This window comes from Xanthocytophaga agilis (assembly GCF_030068605.1).
GTDB classification, from domain to species: Bacteria; Bacteroidota; Bacteroidia; order Cytophagales; family 172606-1; genus Xanthocytophaga; species Xanthocytophaga agilis.
Window position 1 is genome coordinate 25,449 of the sequence record NZ_JASJOU010000029.1, and the last position, 20,659, is coordinate 46,107.

Below are 20,659 nucleotides of genomic sequence, written 5' to 3' on the forward strand. Positions count from 1 at the left end.
GTACGTTCACTACCTGATGACAGATTGCTTTACTGAAATTCTTCCAGCGGAATTTTACTCAGATGCAGATTGTCTTTGGACAGGTATTGCAACAGCACATCTCCATTGGGAAGCATAAGCCAATCGATGGATCTGATTTTTTTCTCTTCTACAATCAAATCGGTCAGCATTCTGGTTTTAAGTTGAAAGGATGTTGCCTGCTGATCCATGCTGATACAGCCAATGCGGGGTGTACCTTGATTTTTGGCAGGATTTTCTTTCAAAAGAACGTGATACATAGATCTGGTATCATCTTTATGATAGGAGCTGGCATCAAACACCGAAAAAGCATCAAGAAGGTTGATCGCAACTTCATTTATCGGTATCGGTGTTGTTTTAAAAGAGGTATATTTGTCTACCCTGGTAATTTTTTCTAACTGACCACCAACGTTAAAGGAAAAGAAAAGCATGTCCTGTACTTTATAGGCTGCCCCCTGAGGTATGATTGCCAGAGGAATACCTATCATACCCAAAGCAATACCACTAGCCAAGCCAATGGCGAAATTACCTTTGGGAACTTTATCTACTGTCTCTGCACAAAGAATCAATCCCTGTTGGGTCGGTATCAGAAAGCGGGGTAAAATCTTACGGGCTTCTTCCCGCATGGTCTCTTTGGGTAACAAAGAAGCGATCTGTGAATCAGCAGCATAATAGTGAGTAAATAGTTTGTCTCCTTTTATATTCGTAGCAGTCAGAAAAAGTCCATCATGTTTATGTTTCTTTGAGCCTTTCTCAAAATAGACTCCCATCTGATAGATCAGACTATCTTTCACTACCACATTGGTCAGAATATTTTCCTTTTCTGTCTTAGCCGCTTTTTGGTAAAATGGGGTATTGGAAACAATACTACCATCGATTGCATTCATCTGGACCAGGTTTCGTCCAATGCCATCTTTGGGGGAGTAGTCAAACCGGAGAATATTATTTTCAATCCCACTCATAAAGGAAGCAATCGTACCTAGCCGAGCGGTTTGTAACTCTGTTGTCCAGAACAAGTGTCCGTTTAAATCAAACTTTTGAATCTGAGAGACTTTCTTTTTTTTGGGATGAACCAGATAAAACCCTTTCTCCTGAGGATTACTGAACAATGTTATATCTCCAAAGCGATAGTGTACCGGCATGCGCATCAGATTGGCCACTGTGCCATTGCGATGAATGGTAAGCATATGAATATCTGCCTGCGTGTCAGAATAAAACAATATACCATATCCTTCTGAATCAACTAAGACTTTTACCGGCCGGCTCTGCATAGAAATGCTGCAAGATGATTGCCCGATAACTTGTAATGCCGGGTTATAAAGGGTTATTTCCGCAAAAGTCAACGCGGTATTAACACTCTGAGAAGAAGACGAAGTACCATGTTTTAACTTAATAGTTATCAGCCTGCCACTATCTACCGCAAAACTTGACACTGACGGCCTTCCGGAACCAAAGGAGATAGGAATGCTGATAACCTGTGAAAAGGATTGTTGTGTTAGACTCCATAAAAGAAGCAGCACCAAAAGAAATTGTTTCATATAGGACAAAGGCCAGAGAATCGTTTTTTGTGCATTAATATAGGTAAAAGTTTACATCCTAAAACATGCTTATTCAGAACCATATGTAAGTTTTCCAGACTATTTTTACCTTTGAAGGCAATTTTATCACTAATACATCAGCGGGTTTCTATCCAGCTATACACAAAAGTGACATTCACAAACATAAAGCGCCACAAATGAAATTGTTACTTGCAATTCTCTGGTAGTATCATCCAAAAAACACAATCTATTTTTTTACAAATCCAACTCACATCCGATATGTCTGGGATATTACTTTGGCTATTCCAAACATATTGGCCCTCTTTGCCAATGTCCCCCTTGTATTCCGGAAACAAATCATTGGCGGAGAAAGAACAAAAATTAACTAACAAATCAGGAAACTGAGTAAACCTCTCAAACCAATGGAGTGTGGAACAGGAAACTCTCCTTAGTAAAAACAACAAAATTCTCTATTTTTAAATGATATAATAGCACAAAAATATCCATTCAAAAAACATACTATATAAACTCCGGATCAGCAAAAGCGCAAAACATTTAAAATCAGATAGTTACCGGTGTCTATCTACAAGTCTGGCTATTTCGCATATCTCAATCTCTCACCTACTTAGAGTACATTAGAAGCCATTAGAGCGATTTAACCAAGTTTTGGAACTATTAATCGACTCGCAGCGGAAAATGGCCTATAAGCGATTTTTCATGCCTTAAATCGTATTTCTGAGCCAAATCGCGCAGACCCCTAAAAAAATATATAAACCCAAACGCGCCAGAATCGCATATTTGAGAGAAATCCTGACCCAGAACGCGTATACTCCATTCTCAGACGGTTTAAAGCTGCGATAACTTCTTTTTTTTGTGCTCACAAAAGAAAGAAGTTGTCCCACTAAAAGGTTACCCTTCTCTGTCCCTATATCGGGAACACTTCCTCCCTGTACTCCTGGAAAGAACACGCCTTTCCTTGCAGTTCTTCTATATAGAACATACTTCCCTGTCCTTCTGAAAGAATCCTGTGACAAATAGAGCGATGTTTGTTCTCTGAGAGAGAAATATCCCCAAAAGGAAAGGCCCCCGGTCTTGTCACGGGATTCTTTCAGAATGACAAAAAGGGAATGTACTATCAGAAGGACAGGAAAAGGGTTTTCTTTTTTTACAAATGTCATTTCCAGAAAAGAAATGAGACAAGGTAAAGGCGGAAATATTCTTTCAGAAGAACAAAAGAGTGTTTTAGTATAAGAAGAGGGTACTCCTATCAGGAAAAGAAGCCCTTTCTTTCACAGGAAAGACTTTTTTAGTGTACAGTAGAAGCTTGCGAAGAAGCTTTTATTCTTTGAAAGGTGGACCCCTCAGAACAGGATTTAGGGAAAACCCATTTTAGTACATTTCGCTTTTAGAAGGCATTAGAACGCTTCTGAGGAAAAGTACCTGCTAAAAGACCTAAGACATAGACAGTGGGGTGATAATCGTTTATAGCGCCTGTATGAGGCCTCAAATCCGATTTAAAAACCGTATACCGTTTCCGACATGGCTCCCAATGGAAACCAAAAATAGATTCACTTATAGAATAAATGCAATTCAACTATTTTTCCAATACACTAATACTCCGCACCTTTATCAGAATAAAAGCCCAACAGAAATCTTAATTATTATAATGATCAAAATATCCAACTTCTTAGTTTCCTGTGTAACAGCGGAATCCATAATTAGTCCTTTTATTTTTTCTTATTTCTGCGAAAATTTATATTCGTGAATTTGCAAACTATCTTTTCGTGCGTAAATTTGCTGTCGAGTTACTACAGAAGCACATTTGTACAAATTCAGGTACAAAAACAACCAAACTAGCCTGTTATCCGGCTGGCTTTTTAGTTAAAAAGAATCGAAGTAACTCAACGCATACTTTCAACACACCGTTTACTTTCAAATTTTTCGTTACTTTTTACAGTTTTTTTGCATGATTTTTAGAGTTCTTACCTCCGGTTTCTGGTCTGGTGTTTTTCACCTCAAACCGTATTTTTCTTATACGCTTTCATTGCATATCTATTTGCATACTCGTTGTATACAGTATTGTATACAGCCCCTAACGGCTAGTGCCTATCCAGTAAAAAACCTTACTCATAAACAATAAAAAAGGACCTCCCCTTTTGTGAGAGATCCTGATAGTAGGCCAATGTAGCGAAGTTTGGCGACAGAACTACAGTTGGACTTAGAATCAACCTTCTGTTTTACAGAAAGGCTGCTTTATCTTTAGTCAGAAACAAAGCAAAAGAGTATTCCTTTCGAATGCTCTGCACTATATATGAAGTAAAAATCTATTGGAATGTCAATGGAGACTACATACGTATTCTGATGCTGACAAAACAAAGGTAGCAACATTGTCAGTAAAAGTAAATAGGCTTAGGGCTTTTTCATCGAAAAGGCAACAGTCGCTATTTGCTGAGCTGATCGTAGTTGCCTGCGTTTTGATCTGTACTGTTTCTGGTTATCCTCACAAGAGGGGGTTCTGTGTAATTAATTTTTACCACAACCTCATCTATTCATGTTTAATCCCTTTGAAGAGCTTCAACTGAGGCTTATTCGCCTGGAGGCTATACTAGTAGAGCTCCAATCCGTGACTATTCCTGTTGCCCCAACTGACAAGCAGCTTGGTGGCATCGAACTCGCCATGCAGATTACCGGCCTGGCACAATCTACTATTTATAATCTGATATCCGAAGGCAGGTTTCCGCATATTAAGCGGGGACGCAAGCTGTATTTTAGCAAGCCACAATTAGAGGCCTGGATTCTGGAAGGCACCCTGCAAACGCTCTACGAACTGGAAGAGGAGATACAGCGCCATCTGTCAGAAGAAGGCAATTCAGATAAGCCGGATCAGGCAAACGGGAACCCATCAGCCACCCAAAACAGCTAATCCATGAGACAGGATATGTTTTTACATCACGCTAGTAGCGTGAGTGGCGGAGCTTTGCCCTTACCGAACGAAAATGTTGCGCCTGTATCTAGTGCATCTGTATCTAGTGCGCCTGTACAGGCAGGTAAAAACAAACTGGCTTTGCGGGACTATCAGCACGAGTGTATCCAGACTCTTGCCGACAAACAGCATGGAGGCACCAAACGTGTGATCCTGTGCCTGCCTACCGGTGCAGGGAAAACCGTAACCTTCTCTGAGATTACCCGACGTACCCTGAAAACAGTGGCGAAAGGTCGTGTATTAATACTAGTAGATCGGATTGAACTATTAGCTCAGGCAGCAGCGACACTCAAGAAAGCAGGCTTACAGGTGGGTATACTCAGCGCCGGAGCCAAAGCGATGCCTCGCCAGCGGGTGGTGGTAGCCATGGTCGAGACGTACTACCGTAGAGCCAAGAAAGGCTGGACTATGCCCAATCTTCACCTTATGATTATAGACGAAGCCCACAAAGGTAGCTTCCGGAAGGTGATTGGCTTGCATCCGGAGCTGTCTATTATTGGAGCTACCGCGACGCCCGTGGCTGCCAGTAAGCAACAACCACTCAAAGACTATTTTGAGGATATCGTAGTCGGTACTGAGATCCACCTGTTGATCGAATCAGGCTATTTAGCCAAACCGCGCTACTTTGCTGTGCCGATGGAAATCACCGCCTCGAAAGGCTATGACGGGGATTATAAAAGCAGTGAGCTCTATAATGACTTTAATAAGAGTATCCTCTATCAGGGGTGTGTAGCCAATCAGCAAAAGCATGCGGCAGGTAAAAAGACACTGATCTTTTGTGTCAATATTGCCCATACGTTTCATACCGCCCAGGCTTTCGCTCAGGTGCATGAGCAGGTACGCACGCTGACTTCTGATACACCTGAGCCCGAACGGCAAGCTATTCTACACTGGTTTGCGAACACTCCGGAGGCCATTCTGGTTAACTGTGGCATTCTCACAACAGGGTTCGACGAACCGACTGTAGAGTGTATCATCCTTAACCGGGCTACTCAGTCGCTGCCTCTATACCTACAAATGTGTGGCAGAGGTTCACGCACTACAGCTCAGAAGAAGGAATTCATTCTGATTGACATGGGCAATAACTTCTCAGAACATGGGCTGTGGCATGATGTGCGTGACTGGAGCGGGCTGTTCTGGAATGGTAAGAGTCAAAAAGCGCTGGATATAGCACCCACCCGACAATGCCCGGCCTGTGACTCGATCATTGCCTTAAGCAGTGTTAGCTGTCCTCATTGTAAGTATGTGTTTGAACGCACTACTCAGGACCAACAGGATAAAGTAGAAGTTCACACTCAGGAAGTGGATGTAAACTGGCCATCTCTCAAACAAAAAAGCTGGTCACAGATGAGTGTCAAAGAGCTTATGCTTCGGGCACAGTTAGGCAATCCACGCACAGGCAGACCCTACAAGCAGCAATGGATTCTGTATTGCATTATGGAGCGGGAAAATCCGCGTCCCTTGCTGGAAGAATTTGCCCGCATCAAGGGCTACCGCCCCGGCTGGGTAGACAAGTTCATGCAGGAAAATGCCTACAGGCGATACCTGTAATAACGCCTCATTTATCATTCTCTAATTCTATTTCTAACCTTTTATTCTCTTATCAATCATATGTCAACGATTAGTTTCTTTTCCTCTATCGATGCGGTTACTACCCAATCCTATCCACTAGACTTATACCTGTCACATGTGCAGGATGGGGCCTGGCGTCCGATGGTGGAAGGGGTACACCTGTCCCCTGAAAAAGATGAAAAAATCTCGCTACCAGTAGTAGCCTTGTCAGGTCTGTTTACTATCCATAAAGACGGTATCTCACTAAACAGACATTCAGGCTTCATCGGCATCGATGTAGAAGGGTTCCGTGATTTGTATCGGGGCAAACAGATGCTGGCCGAAGATCGGTATACCTATGCCGTGTTTGACAATTATTCGGGTAATACGCTAACGGTGCTGGTGCGTATTGGATCATCAGAACATGGACTGGCCTATCAGGCGCTTAGCGAGTATTATGAGGCAGTCTATGGACTTATTACTGATCCGATGGATCAGCTAGTCACCAAGCTGCGGTTTGTCACCTATGATCCGGATCTGAGAGCAAATCCCCAGGCAGAAGTTTTCTATGTCTGAATCAGCTATCTCACAGGGACGATTCTTGTGATCGTCCCTGCACTACCCACAAAGAGCAGAATTAAATAATCAACCTCACAACCATTCATGACTAACCATACGATCACTCTATTTTCAGACGCCTACGCCAAAACCGGACAGGAATACTCCCTGAACACTTTTCTGGAAAACATTAACAACGGAACCTGGAAAAAAGCTGTACAAAAAGTGCGCAACTCTACCAATGAAGACATTCAGAAAAAGCTAAAGGAAAAGTTGCCTGCTGTGACTATTTCGGGACTTTTCAAAGGAGGTAAAAGCGATAGTGACCTTCAAAAGCACTCCAACTTTTTGGCTATTGACCTGGACTATGTAACCGATGTGGAAAAGGTGAAAGCCTTTCTGGAAGAAGACCCCTACACCTATGCTGTCTTTACCAGTTGCCGGGGCAAAGGGTTGTGTATTGTAGTGAAGATTGAAGGTAAAAAACACAAGCCAGCCTTTGATGGACTGACACAGTATTATTTTCAGCTGTACGGACAAATCGTTGATCCATCGGGTCGTAATGTTTCGCGTCTACGGTTTGTCAGCTATGATCCGGACTTGTTTCTCAATGAAGAGTCGAAGGTATTTAAGCAATACCCGGAGAAAGAAAAGAAACGCCCGGATACACGGAATATATTCTTTGGCTCCCATGACATTGACCATGTCTTTGACCAGATCCAGAGTCGCCAGATCGATATTACAGGAGGCTATCATCAGTGGTGTACTATTGCCTTTGCCCTGGCTGATTATTTTGGGGAAGCAGGTAGAGAACGCTTTCTGGCTGTGAGTCAGTATTCGTCTTTGTATGATGCCAAAAAGGCGGACATGCAGTTTAGTGCCTGCCTCAGACATAATGCTACCAGTGTGAAGAAGGTCACCATTGCCACCTTTCTGTGGTATTGCAAACAACAAGGTATCAGCATTATTTCCGACCAGACCAAAGCCATTGTGCAGTCAGCCAAACTGGGTAAGAATGGAAGTAATACAGCAGAGGGTACTGTCAATGTATTGCAGGAAGTATACGGCATGGACCCTGAGATCACCCGTCCTATTGTAGAACAGGTCTATGCGTCTCCTTCCGAGAAGTCCGATGATCAACTGCCGATTGTGGTACAGCTTCAGAAATACTGGAAAGAGTACCAGACAGATGTACGGCGTAATGTAATCAGCAAGAAATGCTACCGGGGCAATATACAGCTTACCGAAAGGGATCTGATGGACATTTATATGGATGCATCTCAGAAGCTCAATATCAATGTACCCAAAGAGACGGTTGCCGACATGATGAAATCGTCTATGGTGCCAGAGTTTAATCCCCTGTGTGAGTTTTTTGAGGGAATGAGCAATCCAAAGTCTGGTTACATCCGGCAAATGGCCGAATGCCTCAGAAGCCCTCAGGGACATGACTATGCCGAGTATATGCTCACCAAATGGATGATGAGTTGCATTGCCTCTGTCTATGGCAGGTCCAGTCAGGTCATGCTGACTCTTTGTGGAGAACAGGGAAAGGGAAAAAGTGTCTTCTTTTTGAAGATCCTTCCTGAATCGTTTCCTTTTCGGAGTGAACTGATTTGTGAAGACAACTTCAAACGGAATGACTCTCAGAATAACAAGCTGCTGCTGATTACCCGCTGGATCGTAGTGGATGACGAATTTAAATCCATCGAACAAATTGGTGAAAATGCCCTCAAAGCCTATATCACCCAGACAAGTGTAAACGTTCGTTTTGCCTTTGAACGGGTGCCTGAAAACATTCCCCGTTTCTGCAACCTGGTAGGAACCAGCAATGAAAACACGTTTCTGAAAGACCCAACCGGAAACCGTCGCTTTCCTATCATTGAAACAGGAGAAATAGACCAGGACCGTTACAATACCATTGATAAATATGAACTCTGGAAAGAGGCTTACTTTATTTATCTGCAAAATCCGGATTCAAAATTTGATGCAAACGATTTCCAGCTGATCAATGAGGTGGCAGACAGCTATCTGCGTCGTACACCTGAACAGGAACTGTTATTAAAGTTCTATGAAGAAGCCGATGAAGAAACAGGCATATTCCGAACTACTACTGAGATTCTGAATATGCTGTTAGGAAGTAGCAACATCAAAAACATGAATACAGTCAATCTGGGTAGGGCGATATCGGCACTCAAGTGGAAAAAAATCACTCAGGGGCGAGATCGAACCAAGCGATACGGGTACTGGGTAAAAGAACGGAGTTTCTCACTAAGTAAGCTGGGGTAAGTGGGGACAAGTGGGGCAAGATTCAGGGGTAGGTTAACTACCTGATACTGAGGCGGGGTAAGAGGGGGAGCATTTTTGGCCGGAAACTCTCCTGGAACAGACGGGAATAGTGGGGTATGTATATACTATATATAGTATTTTTTATAATATTCTTTATATACATATATAAGGGAATCTTACCCCTCTTACCCCGCACTCTGTATCAGGCAGTTAAGTCTACCCCAAATTCTACCCCTATCATACCCCACTTACCCCACCAGTAAAAAAACACCATTTCCATCATCTAACTCTCTGATTTACAATATGCAACCAAACGAATCTCGTTTACAGGGCCTGTGCTTCCAATGGCACTGGAACACATTTCCTCACTACAGAGGCTTATTACATATGAACAACAACACCGCCCAAAACGCCATTAAAGGCGCTTTAAACCGCTCAATGGGAGTTGTCAAAGGAGTAGCAGACCTGGAATACTTCTTTGCTTCTACAGGCCATTTTATAGAGTTAAAATCACAAGAGGGCATTCAGAGTGAAGAACAGAAACTATTCCAGTCCAGAATTGAAGAACAAGGTGGAAACTATCACATTATTCGCAGCTATGAGGCTTTTAAACAATTGATCACCACTATTCATACAGGCCACCACCGATGAAAAAAATACAATCACACACAATCTATGATGACAATCCGAACCCTGTAGGGGCAGGGCTCGCCCCTGCCCAGATTCCCACCGAACGATTGGGATGATTCCGACCCAATGTAGGGGCGATTGGCAGATCGCCCACATTCCCACAGACACGGCATGGGATACATCCGAAAGGATTGTCTGTTAAATCTGATCCTTCGCGAATGGAACCAGGGCGACCGCCAGTCGCCCCTACAGGTGTCGGATTAATCCAATCATAGCCTTTGGGACACCGGGCGCACACATGGGTGCGCCCCTACAAATACAATCACACAAAATCCTATTATCCAATTACCAAAAACACAACATCTATTATTCACCCTAAAACCCACAACCCATATGTATTTTGACGCTGAAGCCTACGAGCAATACCAACAAAGTCACCAATCATCGACCAACTTCTGGCGCAGAGCCACCCAAACCTATGAAAACGCTTACCTGCATTTTCTCGAATGGGGGCTGCAACATCCAGACCCGCAAAAGTCACCAATACGCTTATCGATCACAGGCAAAAACAGACGCTATTCGAGTATGGTCTATGAGTTCTTCCAGTCCAAAGGGTTAGTGATAAACATCCTTGGTCAACTACAAGACAAACAGATCGTCTATACCTTCCAGATCCTACAAGACACCAATGCCAACTACCAGATCACCGATCCCGACGACCTGGCCTGCAAACGCGGCTACCCTACCCGATACGATGCTGAAACGGCTGCCTTCAAGCTGGCATTCACAGCGCTGGACAACTGGATAGAAGAACAGCAAAGTTTCGGCTTTAAACTTCGGTAAACCAGGTCTTGCATTGAATTTACCGAAGTGCCAACTCCTATCGTGTCCGATAACTTTACTCAAAATGGAGACTGTAAATAAAGGAAAAACATTTTCATAGAAGAAATCCCTTTTTTGTCCTTCTGAAAGAAACTTTTGGCAAGGTTAGCGGCCTTTCCGACTGGAGATACTTGTTTTTCTCAGAACCCAGGCATGGCTCTATTTGTCACAAGATTCTTTCAGAAGGACAGGAAGGAGGTTGAGAGGGTAAAAGTGAATTTTTCCCTAAAACCCTCAAAATTGAAAAATTTATCGGACCAGATAAGTACCAACCTTGCGGTGTATTCCACGCATCGGATGGTTTGCGGTTTATTCAAGGCAGAAATTTTTCTGCGGTAAATTCAACGCAGAAATAAAACTGCGGTTTATTCACTGCAAACACAGATGTGATCGGAATACACCGCAAATGCTATCAGCCACAGATACAGCGAGTGGAGTTCACCGCAAAACTGTCCCTGCGGTTTATTTACCGCAAAACATTTCGTGCGGTGAATAAACCGCAACACACATATCCATTTATTTACCCATCAATTCATCTAAAAAACTTTGACCATGAACTTACAGGAAATAGGCCAACGCATACACCATGTACGCACCGAAATAACGGGACTCTCTCAACGCGAATTCGTCCGCCGTATGGGAATTAATCAAAGCAATATCTCTACCCTGGAAAAAGGCCAGAGCCTACCCTCCTGCTTCTTTCTGTTTAGCATGCATATTACCTATGATGTGAACCTGAATTGGATCATGACAGGTGCTGGGGAAGTGTCTTGTAAAACAAACAGTAACTCAAAGTAGATAAAAGTAAGTCAAACCCCTGTTTTGAGCGTAGTTCTGATAATCAAAACAACGCTCAAAAACGTGTGTGTTTAATGCCGATATTTGTAAAGTCAATCAGCAAGTAGTCCGGACACTGACTGGTGATTAGGTTTCACTATTCAACTACTTATACAATTATGGCATTAACACTAACCTTATTGACATCCAAAGCAGATTGTGACAAAGTACTCGACGATCTGAGTAAACAAAAAAGCGAACTGGAATACAAGCAGATTTCCGTAACCCGTAGTCGGGATAATTCATCTGATAGAGCCAGTGACATCGAAGCAACTCTGGCCTCTGCTACAGCAGAAGTAGATTCGCTGACAGCTATTATCGCTGTATTGCCCGAAGGCTCTACCAAGACCGAGATGGAGACGCGTAAAGTGAAGGCAGAGTACAAGTTGTTCACGGCTGAGCAACGTAAGTTGCAGTATGGTACCACAGCGGTCATTCTCTACGAATCGCAGCTGGACGAGATCGAGCAACGACTGTTTGTAATTGATGGCTCGATGTCTTCTATCACCACTCACAAGGCTACACTACCTGCCTAACCCAAGGTAGTACTGTTGAGTTTGTATGATAACGATGTGATAACGGGAAGCAGTAGACTAGTAACCTACTGCTTCTTTCTTTCAGGCCGCACTGTCAGTACACCGTCTAATTCCATTTCCATTTCTTCCATTTAACGACTCTATTAAATGCAGATACGTATTTTACTCAGTGCCCTATGTTTTGTGCTCGGATTAGCTGTAGGCGTCTTTACAGAACACAGGCTTAACCCGGATGAGGTCTACTCCTGTGAGGTAATTGACTATAGTCAGATTGAGCAGATTGTGGCGAAACAAGTAGCAGCTCACACGGTACAACCGTTGGACGTGGAAAAGATCAAACATGTAAAAAGTTTTACTTACGCACCTGTCTATTCAGTGCAACTTGCCCCACCGTGGGCAGGAATAGTGGCTCAGGATTCAGTTCTCAAGCAGATCATTACTCAATCAGCATTTCTTCACCCTAAACCCAAGTAACCGATGGCAAAATCGATATACGATTACCTCCAGTTTGTGTTAGACAACTGGAAAACCTCAACCCTGGGTTTATTTACCTTCTCAGGATATATTCTCTGGCTGGCTAACAGAATCGATACACAAGCTTTCGTTTCGCTGCTGGCCTTCATTTCAACAGTAGGTTTCTTCTCCATGAGAGACCCTAAATAATGCAACAGGACGGCTTCACAACCCGTCCTGTTCTCTTTCAATAAACCACTACGCATAATAAACCACCACCTACACCATGCCCTTCCAATACCTGATTATCCACTGCACCGCCACTCCTGCCGGACGCTGGGTCTCTCCTGAAGATGTTAAACGCTGGCATACTGCACCTAACCCCTACGGCAACGGCTGGAAACAAGTCGGCTACTCTGATCTGATTCTATTAGACGGCTCCCGTCACCAGTTCGTCAAACACAACAACGACCTGACTATAGACCCCTTCGAGATTACCAACGGAGTAGCAGGCATCAACGCTATTTCCCGCCATCTGTGCTATGTAGGCGGACTGGACAAAACTTTAAAACCGGAAGACACCCGTACCCTTCAGCAAATCGAAACGATGTTAGCCATTATCCATGAAGTACTCGCCTATGCTCCTAACATCAAGATTGCCGGACATAACCAATTTGCCAACAAAGCCTGTCCAAGCTTCTCCGTGCCTAACTGGTTGAGGAAGGTGGGGATTGCGGAAAGGAATATTGAGGAAAAACTTTATAGTGGGATATAAAGGCTATTCACAGCACTAAATCAATAAATAATATTATACCTACAAAGTCTGAACGTAAAATAAACTAAGCTTCATACATGTGAAAGTCCTATAAAAACATAAAAAACGCATACCAGCATTGCGTTTTTGCAGAATAAATACCTATTTGAGTTATAGACAAGACTAGTATTTACACACTTTTTTATAACCAATGAAAAGTCGATATCAGGAAGCTCTGGATAAAATTCAAGAAGTAAAAGAGAAAAGATTAGATTTTTTAGATTTAAGCTTCATGTATTTGGGAAAAATACCAAGCGAAGTCGGACAATTAACTCACTTGAGATTCTTGAATATTAGCCATAATTACCTATATCAAATTCCAGATGAGATTTATGATCTTCCATACTTAGTTGAATTAAATCTCACTTACAATTATCTAAGCTTTGATACTTTTCAGAGTCTTAGCAAACTTCAACATATTAACTTTTTGTACCTGTATGGCAACCCTGCTTTTGAAAAAATTCCGGATGAAATAAAATACCATGGAATTGATGCTATTTTGAATTACAGTGATGATATAACCTTTTATCAAAATACAACTACTTTATTTGAGTTAAAATTATTACTGGTCGGAAATGGAGAAGTTGGCAAAACTACTTTGATGAAAAAACTGATGTCCAATTTCTCACATAAAGTTATTGTTGGGCAAGAACCTACAACTCATGGTATTAATATTCATACATGGAAAATTAAATCTACGTTTCCAGCTGTTGAACCATTTTTTAATTTAAAAGCAGAACTATATGAAAAAGGTTTAGATATTTCTGATTACTATAGGATGATGGCTTTCGAAGATCTTAATCTTATATATGAGGAAGAAGAGGAAGAAGAGGAAGAAGAGGAATATTTTGATAGCTATGATGACTATAAGGAGTATCTCGATTTTGATTTTAAATCGAATAGACCTAATAAATCTAAGAAAAATCTTATTGCCTCTTTAATTAATGGGTATGATGCTGAAGAGGAAACTATAAAAAAAGAGGTGAAAATAAATATTTGGGATTTTGGAGGTCAAGAGATATATCATTCCACACATCAATTTTTCTTAACTAAAAGACCAATCTATCTATTAGTATGGGAAGCGAGAAAGGAAGAAGATTATAATATGTTTGACTATTGGTTAAATATAATTAAATATTTAAGCCGTAATAGTCCTGTAATAGTAGTTATGAACAAATGCGATGTACGATTAAAAGACATAGATGAATTTGGGCTTAAAAAAAAATTCAACAATATAATTACATTTACTAAGGTAAGTTGTTTGACTGGAGAAGGTTTAATGCAGCTCATGGAAATGATTCAAAGAAACTTGGTTCATTTACCACATTTGGCAGATAGACTCCCTAAAACCTGGGTCAATATTCGAGATAACCTGTATGAGTTAAACAAAGATTATATAACATTAGAAGAATATTTTAGTATTTGTAAGGAGTATAACTTAACCACAAAAAAAGCTCTTTTTCTAAGCGAATACTTACATGATTTAGGATCAATACTTCATTTCATAAAGGATACAATGTTGGAAAACATAGTTATACTAAATCCTGAATGGGCAACAGAGGCAGTATATAAATTGATTGATACAAAGATAATACAAATTAGCAAAGGTAGGTTTAAAATTCGTGATCTAAGAAATATTTGGGATAAGGAGAAGTATCCTACTGATAAGCATCATACATTAGTCCGCTTAATGGAGAAATTCGACATATGCTTTAATATAGTAAGTACTGAGGATTACATAATTCCAGAGTTATTACCTTCTGCTAAACCTATAAATTTTGATTTAACTAGTCATGATAGTATAAATAACTTACGATTTGAATATCGATATAACTTCATGCCAGCAGGAATATTGAGCAGATTTATATGTAGACTTTACTATTTAATTGAGAATGAAATTTTTTGGAGGAATGGAGTTCTTCTTAAACATGAAGAAACATTTGCATTAGTAATTAATGAGCCTTACGATAAAAAAATAAGGTTATCGATTTTTGGTTCAGACAAATATGGAACTCTATCAATTATTAGGAATGAGTTTGAGAACATCCATAAAACGCTCAATTTGGAAAAGTATGTAGACTACAATGAAATGATTCCATGTATCTGTCCTTCTTGTATTTCTTCAAATGCAGGATACTATTTTAAATATAACGTTGTTAAGAATTTTGAACGTAAAGGAAAGCGTACTATTGATTGTCAACAAAGTACCTATGATGTTTCTATAAATGACTTATTAACTGGTTACGATATAAGAAATACAAAGATTAGTTTATTACAAAACATTATTGCAGCGTTGGCTAGACTACAAGGAAATTATAAAATAGTTAACAGGCAGGAAGATAGTAGAAACAGTTATGTAGCTGGGCTTATTGATAATGGAAATTTTATCAGTAAAGATCAAACAAGATGGGGACAATCAGAATCAGGATTATCTGCCGGTGAGCTAGATATAAAAATTGAAAATTCTAATCGGATGACTATAGGAATTTTTGAAGGATTCAATCTATCATATTTAGACAAAATAACTATAAGTAGACATTTGAAAAAAATATTTAATTATGACGCAAATGGTTTAAAAGAAAATTACATAGTTATATATGCTGAAACCTCTAGCTTCATAGACTTATGGAATAAATATTTAAATTATATAAAAGATATCGATTTTGATTACCCTTTAATTGGAAACATCAAAGATGTGTCAGACTTATATAGTCCTGGCGCAGAAATAAAAATATGTTTATCGTATCATGAGCGAAATACCGAAAAAAGTCGTTTGTACCATTTTTTTGTAAATATGTTCACCAAGTGATTAAGGCATCAAAGGTAGATGAATCGCCTCAGAGTAAGAGTTTGCCTATTAAGAAGGTAGTGTAATAGCTCTTATGTTAAGAAACTATTCTGAGAAAAGTGTGTCAGTAAATGACTGATGAAGGTTGCGACACACCTCGTTGTTATACCAAATTTTCTTTTAAGAATAGAGAGTAATTCTGATATTGTTCTACATACTTATCTAACAGAATATGGATACATCTACCAATACCGAATTTGAATGGATTGAGAATTTCTTTCCACAAGGTTCCATTCTTAAAAATATGAAAGACAAAGAAAGGATTCTTAGTTTCTGTTTGCTTTGGATGTCATTCGAAAAATATGCTTGTAATACAGAGGCGAACTTTCCGGCTCTAACACAAGTAGTCAATGATAAACTTTTAACTAGTTCAACAATTGACTTCACAGTTTTTGAAGCGCAGATTAAGTATTTTAAAAATAGGTATATCCTTGCAGATGGAAATCTGGATGAAATTAAACTAACTAGTCTATACGGTACAAAAGCAAAGAAGGGAAATGATTTACAGATAGCTATCGAAGAATTTTTAAAGGACACCTCAAATAATGTTGGAATTAATCTATTAGGATTGCTTTGCATTGTCTACAGATTGAGAAATAACCTGTTACATGGTGTAAAAGATCCGTCAAACCTAACCGAACAGATGGAGAATTTCAAGTTTTCCAACCAAGTGTTGATGAATGTTTTAACATCTCTAAAAAAGGATAACTATACACCTTTCCAGTAATCCAATTGTATATCATTCGTTTTTTTCAAAAAAACTGGTCAAAAACCGGGCTTTTTCGTTCATCATATAATATCAATTAATGGATTTACAATCGTAACATATAGGCTTACTATATGTAATACCGTTTCTCTTATTACCACACTTGTTGCAATATGTTTCTACTCTATTATTAGGCTTCCCATCATTAACCCAGTTAGTATAACAAATAGTGCAGTAAGGTTGCCAACTGGTTAAACCACGTGAAGCTTTACAACTAATACAATGTGTAGTTTTAACAAATGTGAATTTTTTATAGAATTCTGCTGAATGGTCATGAATGTCATTACATTCTTCAAATATTTCGTTATATAATTCTTCATCTTCTTTCTTTTCCCTATTAACCAATATACCCATTTCTCTATTATTTAACTCTGAATACTCATACAGGTTCATAGATGCAATAATAGCCGTTTTTTCATTTAGATAGCATTTTGCATGCAACTCCTGATAGTAGCTTATTTCCAGATTCTTTATTGTTCTAAGTTGCTTTATCTCATCTTCAGAAGGCTTTTCTTTACCAATGATGAAATGTATATCAACATTTTTATTTCCTGCTGTTCTTAACCTTTGTATTAGTAGTGGTCTTAGTTTAAGATAAGGTGACATAATAACTATGTACTCTTTAGCTTTTACAATTACATCTGATATAGCACTGCTTATATTGGATGTGTTTAAGAATTTAGCCATATAAAAGAAATTAAAAGTGCAGACTTTAAAGATCATAAATAAAACAAATCTAGACTTTCAATTTATATTAGTAATAACACTAATGTAAGATTGTATAGATATCTATTTTTTGGTAGCCAGTCACCTGGAGCTGCTAAAATAGATATCTTTTTTGGTAAAATGCCTGGTTTCAGGAACAACAAAAAGATATCTATTTTGAGTATATTTGACTGTCTCTTGTTAAACTGTACTTTATATTGCTCATGTGTAGGAATTCACTTTCTTTTATTATCAAAAGCCTAGTAGTATTTATTCTATACCAAGTTGTTTCAAAAACTTGCTTGGGTCAGAATAATATTTCAAAAATCGACGAAAAGAATGGCTTTCAAGACTTGAAACTGGGAAGTAATGTTTACAGTTATGGAGAGTTTGAGTTTCTGCCTATGGATGCATTTAGCAGAAAATATCCTATGCCTGGAATATCTGGATTTACGTTAGTTAAAGCAGATCATAAATATGCTAGTGGCTTTAGAAAATCCGTCTATTTTCATTTTGTATCACTTGATGGCCTGGATGAATATATTTATGATGGAAAGAAATATACTCATATTGGAGACAGTGAGATATACTATATAAAAGTAGAAGCTTATAAGGAAAGTATTTACGGGATTGAGGTAATATGCCAATATGATCCAGATATCATTACAAGTTTAAAAGAGTATTTTGGACCACCTCTTAATAACCAGCATCATATATGGAAAGAAAAGCATTCTGATTCAGAACAATGGAACTGGAAAAGTCAGAAAGCTAGTTTAAGGGTTACTCAAACAGTTTACAAAGAAAGACAATCTGAAGAAGCGGAAGATTATATTAGCTTATACTTTAAGTCCTCAGAAAGAGAAGAGTTAATTAAAAATATAGAACACCTTAGAAAAGAAGAAAAATCAGAGAAAATAAAAAAAGATTTTTAATAAAAGTGGCTCTATAGCAGAGCCACTTTTATTATTCCAAAAGTCCGTTTTTCTGGCAACTCCACTGGATAGCTTCATTCTAATACCGCAAATCTTAGCAATATTGCAGGCTCTGAACAGGGCAAATCCCATCCAGCAGGATACTTACCTACTGTAACCATCCAAGCCACACTATACTCTAAGAGAGCAGTTGAGTTGATAGCTGTGCGGAATGAAAGACAGCTTACCTTTACAAGCTCGAATGTTTCGGCTATTTCAACGTTTCAAGCAAAGCAATCTAACCCGAGCAGCTTCCTAGCTGTTGGAAAAAAATAAGGTAACGCCAGTTGAAAGTCTTATTCGGAGGGAGAGGTATCAAGTATACTTTCAGTGAACTTTTCACAAATCACAAACCCACCCATCCCTACTGAAGCATCTAAAATAACAAGTGTATAATCATACTCCTGTATTGCTTGTAAATAAGACTCAGGAATATCATTAATATCTGCCACGGTTTGAGGAACAGGCACCCTTTTATCATACACATGAAGATCAAACAATTCATTTTGTGTACTAAATGGTGTAAACCCCCAGTCATATATTCCTGTAAAGGAAAGCTTAATTTTAGTTTTTAAGGGTGTTAAGAGCAGAATCACTAACTCATCAGCAGAAAAGTGTTCCAGTGTAATTATGGCGGCATCATGATAAACTGCCATACTTTATATAATTAATAAGCAGGAAAAGTATTCTATTTAGGCTAACTGGCAAACACATTCCTGTTCAAATGCTTACCATATACGCAATTGCAAGCTATATGAAATGATACTTTATTCCTAAAAAGCAAAAGTCAGACAATAACGCCTGACTTTGCAAGGTTGATGAAGATAATTATTTCGGCAACAAAGGTCGTCCAAGTTTTTTTGCCCCTACCTAGTTCAAGGAGTTAGATATTCTCGAACATTGATGCCTTTATTCGAGATACAAAAGCCAAACAAGCTTCCGTATCTCCTAAAACAAAACGGCACAGATTCATACCTGTGCCGTTTTACTTTATGTACTTGGTTGAGCTAAAAACAGCTCTACCCTACTACCTGACTGCAACGCAGAACCCATTGCAAATGGGTCAGAAGAACTGTTCGGGAATACAAATCCCGAATGTAGAGCTGGGGTGGTATGCCGTAGAAATCAATTTATATTCAACTAAATAATCCTTGTAGACTCTAAGTCTTGATTCCAAGAAGTTAATACTCTTTGAATCGTTTTTCTTACTCGTTCATCTGGATGGTCTTGCTGTCTGACCAGTACTTCATATGCTTCAGGTGTACCTATTTTTTTTAGTAAAAACACTGTTTTCATAAAATGATCCCACTTACGAAATGTTTTACTATTATGTGCTCCTTCCAAAAGACCAAATACGCTTGAAGCAGATTTGAGCAAACGATTATCAACTTGCGCATCTCCCTCTGCTGCAAAATCAACAATACCTTCGACTAAGCCAACATATTGTTCCTTTTGATTATTTGTAGTATTTTTCAAATGATATTCTCCAACTAACCTGTCAATTAAAGCAGCACAAACGAGTGATATGTTTTTACCATGAAAAAAATAAAATAAATCAAAAAGATAGCTCATTCGAATAAAGAACTCATTTTTTGAATAGTTCCTTTCTATTTCATTTAAAAGGTGTTCAACAAATTTTTGAACGAAGAACCTATTGAACTCATATTCAGAATCACTTTCCTGATATTCTTTGTAGCACTGTTGCTCAAAAGCATTAAAATACTTTTCTACACTCTCTTGACTTAAAAGCCTAATTTTTGCTGACATCGCACCCAAGTCAAAGATTGAATACAAATCTTTATTGCTATATTTATAGAATGTGGCTTTATCAAAAAAAAGTCCAAATGATCTTCTCAGTTTATAAAAGCTTTTATAAAGCAATTCATACTCCTTATTTCTTTTCATAATTTATCTTCTCCAAATTATTTCTGGACTTCCTATAGCCTTAGGTTTCAAGTGAATTCTTACTGTTTCTTGTGTTCTAAACCCAAAGTTTAAAGCCCCTCCTGTAATTCGTCCACTGCCTTCTCTCTTAACAAGCGGAATATGCTTTGCTTCCAGTGTTTGTGTTTCTTTAGAACCTGAGGTCCCCGATTTAAGACCAACTGTTTCAAGAGTAGTAATAGTTCCTTTTTTTAATTTATATCTTACAACTAGATCGTATTCATCTGGTCTCTTCATAATAAAAGAACGTTGGTCATTTATGTAATTTAAATCAGTAGTTACAAAAGGTAATCCCACTACTTGTAAATACGTATTTGAAGCATTAGTATTATTATATTA

General features: G+C 39.1%; 20 protein-coding genes. 14 read left to right on the forward strand and 6 right to left on the reverse strand.

What is annotated here, in order from left to right:
- Nucleotides 1–29: 29 nt before the first annotated feature.
- Entirely contained in the window at nucleotides 30–1,556 is a 1,527-nt protein-coding gene (locus QNI22_RS39415) for a hypothetical protein (RefSeq protein ID WP_314520063.1), read from the reverse strand.
- 2,551 nt (nucleotides 1,557–4,107) lie between these two features.
- Between QNI22_RS39415 and QNI22_RS39420 the strand changes: the two genes are divergently transcribed.
- From QNI22_RS39420 to QNI22_RS39440, 5 genes are all read left to right on the forward strand, one after another.
- A complete protein-coding gene (locus QNI22_RS39420) occupies nucleotides 4,108–4,479 on the forward strand; it encodes a helix-turn-helix domain-containing protein (RefSeq protein ID WP_314520065.1) in 372 nt (123 codons plus the stop codon).
- 15 nt (nucleotides 4,480–4,494) lie between these two features.
- Nucleotides 4,495–6,090 (forward strand): DEAD/DEAH box helicase, encoded by a 1,596-nt coding sequence (locus tag QNI22_RS39425; RefSeq protein ID WP_314520067.1) that lies wholly within the window; start codon nucleotides 4,495–4,497, stop codon nucleotides 6,088–6,090.
- A 60-nt stretch (nucleotides 6,091–6,150) separates the two neighbouring features.
- Entirely contained in the window at nucleotides 6,151–6,666 is a 516-nt protein-coding gene (locus QNI22_RS39430) for a BT4734/BF3469 family protein (protein WP_314520069.1), read from the forward strand.
- Between the two features lie 87 nt (nucleotides 6,667–6,753).
- Nucleotides 6,754–8,934: a VapE domain-containing protein gene (locus tag QNI22_RS39435; protein WP_314520072.1), complete on the forward strand. Its 2,181-nt coding sequence runs from the start codon at nucleotides 6,754–6,756 to the stop codon at nucleotides 8,932–8,934.
- Nucleotides 8,935–9,237: 303 nt separating this feature from the next.
- Nucleotides 9,238–9,585, forward strand: coding sequence for a hypothetical protein (locus QNI22_RS39440; RefSeq protein WP_314520074.1), 348 nt, complete (start codon nucleotides 9,238–9,240; stop codon nucleotides 9,583–9,585).
- 22 nt (nucleotides 9,586–9,607) lie between these two features.
- Here QNI22_RS39440 and QNI22_RS39445 read toward each other — a convergent pair whose 3' ends face one another.
- On the reverse strand, nucleotides 9,608–9,862 hold the full coding sequence (locus QNI22_RS39445; RefSeq protein WP_314520076.1) for a hypothetical protein: 255 nt from the start codon (nucleotides 9,860–9,862) through the stop codon (nucleotides 9,608–9,610).
- A gap of 95 nt (nucleotides 9,863–9,957) precedes the next feature.
- Here QNI22_RS39445 and QNI22_RS39450 point away from each other — a divergent pair, with 95 nt between their 5' ends.
- From QNI22_RS39450 to QNI22_RS39485, 8 genes are all read left to right on the forward strand, one after another.
- Entirely contained in the window at nucleotides 9,958–10,407 is a 450-nt protein-coding gene (locus tag QNI22_RS39450; protein WP_314520079.1) for a hypothetical protein, read from the forward strand.
- A 591-nt stretch (nucleotides 10,408–10,998) separates the two neighbouring features.
- The gene (locus QNI22_RS39455) at nucleotides 10,999–11,244 is read left to right on the forward strand and encodes a helix-turn-helix domain-containing protein (RefSeq protein WP_314520081.1); all 246 of its coding nucleotides are present in this window, start codon (nucleotides 10,999–11,001) and stop codon (nucleotides 11,242–11,244) included.
- Between the two features lie 158 nt (nucleotides 11,245–11,402).
- Complete coding sequence (locus QNI22_RS39460; RefSeq protein ID WP_314520084.1) at nucleotides 11,403–11,819, forward strand: hypothetical protein; 417 nt, start codon at nucleotides 11,403–11,405, stop codon at nucleotides 11,817–11,819.
- Between the two features lie 147 nt (nucleotides 11,820–11,966).
- Entirely contained in the window at nucleotides 11,967–12,293 is a 327-nt protein-coding gene (locus QNI22_RS39465) for a hypothetical protein (RefSeq protein ID WP_314520085.1), read from the forward strand.
- 3 nt (nucleotides 12,294–12,296) lie between these two features.
- Nucleotides 12,297–12,482, forward strand: a complete 186-nt coding sequence (locus QNI22_RS39470) for a hypothetical protein (protein ID WP_314520086.1) — start codon at nucleotides 12,297–12,299, stop codon at nucleotides 12,480–12,482.
- Nucleotides 12,483–12,558: 76 nt separating this feature from the next.
- Nucleotides 12,559–13,047, forward strand: a complete 489-nt coding sequence (locus QNI22_RS39475; protein ID WP_314520087.1) for an N-acetylmuramoyl-L-alanine amidase — start codon at nucleotides 12,559–12,561, stop codon at nucleotides 13,045–13,047.
- Between the two features lie 190 nt (nucleotides 13,048–13,237).
- On the forward strand, nucleotides 13,238–15,895 hold the full coding sequence (locus tag QNI22_RS39480) for a COR domain-containing protein (protein WP_314520088.1): 2,658 nt from the start codon (nucleotides 13,238–13,240) through the stop codon (nucleotides 15,893–15,895).
- Nucleotides 15,896–16,106: 211 nt separating this feature from the next.
- Nucleotides 16,107–16,661 carry a hypothetical protein gene (locus QNI22_RS39485; RefSeq protein ID WP_314520089.1) on the forward strand — a complete coding sequence of 185 codons (555 nt, stop codon included), beginning with the start codon at nucleotides 16,107–16,109 and terminating at the stop codon, nucleotides 16,659–16,661.
- A gap of 72 nt (nucleotides 16,662–16,733) precedes the next feature.
- On the opposite strand, the gene QNI22_RS39490 is transcribed toward QNI22_RS39485, so the two are convergent.
- Nucleotides 16,734–17,387: a phospholipase D family protein gene (locus QNI22_RS39490; RefSeq protein WP_314520092.1), complete on the reverse strand. Its 654-nt coding sequence runs from the start codon at nucleotides 17,385–17,387 to the stop codon at nucleotides 16,734–16,736.
- 320 nt (nucleotides 17,388–17,707) lie between these two features.
- Between QNI22_RS39490 and QNI22_RS39495 the strand changes: the two genes are divergently transcribed.
- A complete protein-coding gene (locus QNI22_RS39495) occupies nucleotides 17,708–18,337 on the forward strand; it encodes a hypothetical protein (RefSeq protein WP_314520094.1) in 630 nt (209 codons plus the stop codon).
- A 335-nt stretch (nucleotides 18,338–18,672) separates the two neighbouring features.
- Here the strand turns inward: QNI22_RS39495 and QNI22_RS39500 are convergent, their stop codons facing one another.
- The 3 genes from QNI22_RS39500 to QNI22_RS39510 all read right to left on the reverse strand — a co-directional run bounded on the left by QNI22_RS39500 (nucleotide 18,673) and on the right by QNI22_RS39510 (nucleotide 20,617).
- Complete coding sequence (locus tag QNI22_RS39500) at nucleotides 18,673–19,032, reverse strand: hypothetical protein (protein WP_314520096.1); 360 nt, start codon at nucleotides 19,030–19,032, stop codon at nucleotides 18,673–18,675.
- Between the two features lie 484 nt (nucleotides 19,033–19,516).
- Complete coding sequence (locus QNI22_RS39505) at nucleotides 19,517–20,281, reverse strand: hypothetical protein (RefSeq protein ID WP_314520098.1); 765 nt, start codon at nucleotides 20,279–20,281, stop codon at nucleotides 19,517–19,519.
- A gap of 3 nt (nucleotides 20,282–20,284) precedes the next feature.
- Nucleotides 20,285–20,617 (reverse strand): hypothetical protein, encoded by a 333-nt coding sequence (locus QNI22_RS39510; protein WP_314520100.1) that lies wholly within the window; start codon nucleotides 20,615–20,617, stop codon nucleotides 20,285–20,287.
- Nucleotides 20,618–20,659: the final 42 nt, after the last annotated feature.